A 2,837-nucleotide genomic window follows, 5' to 3' on the forward strand; every position below is an offset into this window, starting at 1 on the left:
GAAGACCCTATAGTGATCAAGCAGATCCTTGATCACCTGAAGCACAAAGCCGAAACCAGCGGGACCAGGGCGTTACCCGAAAGCCGGGCGCCACCGGCTGAGCTGCTCCTGGGTCTGTTTGACTGACCCGTCCCAAACGATTCCGATCACGATGCTGCGGTAATTCAGCCGCGGCAGGGATGCGTTATGCCGGCGGCTTGGGTTGGCCCCGGCTGTCGGGAAAAACGGGTAAATTTTCGGCGGGATCGATGGCTACACGGGCCGGATTCAGAATCACCCACTGGCAAAGCAGGCCGTCATTCGCGGTCTACAGTGGCTGGACTTGGAGAAAAACGGCGTTTATTCTTCCTATACTCACAATCACTAAAAAATCTTGCGCATTGATTTTCAGTTCTATGTCTTTTAGGGCTTGTACTTTTCCGTCGTAAACCTTGTTTATTTTCTTAAAGGTTACGCTTGCCATCGGCTAATACTTTTTGCTCCTGTCACGATGTAGTTTGTCGAGTTTTGCCTGCTCGGCAATCAATCGGCTATATGCGCCTATAACCAATTTCTTTTTTTCTGGCGAAACCATTTTAGAGTATACATCAAACATGGCAAGCCATTGTTTGTATGTCCATTCCGAAATAAACGCCTCCTCGTGAAGATCGATTTGCTTTCGTATCCGCTTTTGTTGTTCGTATGAAAAAACTTTTTTTGTTTTTTCCTTAAAAAATCTGCCTGGCGCGGAATATACAAAAGCCAAGAAATCCCAGTAGTCGATTAGCGGCAATTTTTTTATGTCGCAGTATTCTTTTTTGTGAAAGTTCACAAAAAATATTGATACATTCGGGCTTGGCGAAAAGTCCGCTTTATCAAAGTTGTGAATGACTTTGATTTCGTAAATCGGCTTAAAAAGTAGCGACTTAAATCCATCTTGGCACAAAGGCTCACCTGCGTACTTATATACCGCCTCTTGTTGCATGACGAGATATAAATCCTCGGGCGTCCTTCCCGTCGTCAAAAGTTTGCTCAAAATATCCGCAGTCATGTTGAATGGTATGTTAGAAAAAACTTTGTACGGCTCGCTCGGCAAATCTACTGTTAGAAAGTCCCTGTTCAGCAGAACTAAATCCTCGTGCCCCTTTAATTGCTCAAGCAATCGCCTGTACAATTCCGCGTCGTACTCTATCGCAACAACTTGTCTACAGCGTCCAAGTAAGGCTCGAGTGATAATTCCTTTGCCGGGTCCGATTTCATAAACCAAATCATCGCAAGTTATATTGCTAAGTCCGACTAGTTTATTTACTAGTTGGGCATTGTGTAAAAAATTTTGAGAGTCTTTTATGTTGCGTTCCAATAGCCTACTCCTTTACCCGTGTGGCTATTTGATTTTTTGTTGCCGTTGGGTGTATCGTTATTGGTAAACTCGTATTTTTCATAGAGTTGCGTACTCTAATTCTATACAAGGCAATACTTAATATATTTTAGCATATATTTTAGCAAATATATTAGGAAAACACAATACATTTTAGAGTGGTTTCGAAAATAGTTAAATAAAAATGACTTGTAAAGGATATTCCCCGCAAAGGTTCAGTTCTGCCGTGCTGAAAAATTGCTTATTCGTAAAAGAATAGGCAGCTTTCTTTTTTGTTCGCCCCTTTTATTTCATAGAGTACTCAACTCTATTTACAATAGAGTGGGAGTGACTGGCACTCACAGGCAATGTCTGGCACTGGCTGGCATCACAGCTGAGACTTCAATATCTCGCAGCTGAGCGATAAACTGTATAAAAACACAGTATCGCAAGGATGCGGATCATGCCCCAAGTGGCGGCCAGGATGGCCAGCCGGGACGAGAACACTGGTCGTTACCAGCGTCACCGGCCCGAGCAAACCCTGCTCTATCGGATCGTCGAAGAATACTACCCGACGTTCGCTGCCCATTTGGCGGCGCAGGGCAGGGAACTGCCCGGCTATGTGCAACGCGAGTTTGACGACTACCTCAAATGCGGCCGTCTCGAACACGGCTTTCTGCGGGTGCGTTGTGAGTCGTGTCACGCTGAGCACCTGGTTGCGTTCAGCTGCAAACGTCGGGGCTTCTGTCCTAGTTGTGGCGCACGGCGTATGGCCGAAAGCGCCGCGCTACTGGTCGATGAGGTTCTGCCCGTACAGCCCATGCGCCAATGGGTACTCAGCTTTCCCTTTCAATTGCGCTTTCTGTTCGCCAGCCGGCCGGAGGTCATGGGCCGGGTGTTGGGCATCGTTTACCGCGTCATCGCCACGCATCTGGTCAAGAAAGCGGGCTATACCCACCAAGCGGCCAAGACCGGTGCCGTCACCCTGATCCAGCGCTTCGGCAGTGCACTGAACCTCAACATTCACTTTCACATGCTGTTCCTCGATGGCGTGTACGTTGAGCGTCCCAATGGAACAGCCCGGTTCCTCTGGGTCAGGGCGCCGACCAGCGCCGAACTCACCCAACTGGCGCACACCATCGCCCATCGGGTCGGCCGCTATTTGGAGCGGCAAGGCCTGCTGGAACGGGATGTCGAAAACAGCTATCTGGCCTCGGATGCGGTGGATGACGACCCGATGACACCCCTGCTGGGGCACTCGATCACTTACCGTATCGCTGTCGGTTCACAGGCGGGGCGAAAGGTGTTCACTTTGCAAACTCTGCCGACCAGTGGTGATCCGTTCGGTGACGGGATTGGCAAGGTAGCCGGGTCCAGCCTGCACGCCGGCGTGGCGGCCAGGGCCGATGAACGCAAGAAGCTCGAACGGCTGTGCCGGTACATCAGCCGCCCGGCGGTATCCGAGAAGCGGCTGTCGTTAACACGAGGCGGCAACGTGCGC

Annotated in this window: 2 protein-coding genes; one reads left to right on the forward strand and one right to left on the reverse strand. The window is 49.8% G+C overall.

Annotated features, from left to right (window positions below; genetic code table 11):
- Positions 1–466: 466 nt before the first annotated feature.
- Positions 467–1,339 (reverse strand): rRNA adenine dimethyltransferase family protein, encoded by an 873-nt coding sequence (locus tag FTU62_RS17135; RefSeq protein WP_084929516.1) that lies wholly within the window; start codon positions 1,337–1,339, stop codon positions 467–469.
- Between the two features lie 460 nt (positions 1,340–1,799).
- On the opposite strand from FTU62_RS17135, the gene FTU62_RS17140 reads away from it, so the two are divergent.
- Positions 1,800–2,837: transposase (locus FTU62_RS17140; protein WP_180103259.1), on the forward strand; the 1,038-nt coding region annotated here is incomplete at its 3' end.

The organism is Acinetobacter sp. YH12126 (assembly GCF_013418745.1).
Taxonomy (GTDB): domain Bacteria; phylum Pseudomonadota; class Gammaproteobacteria; order Pseudomonadales; family Moraxellaceae; genus Acinetobacter; species Acinetobacter amyesii.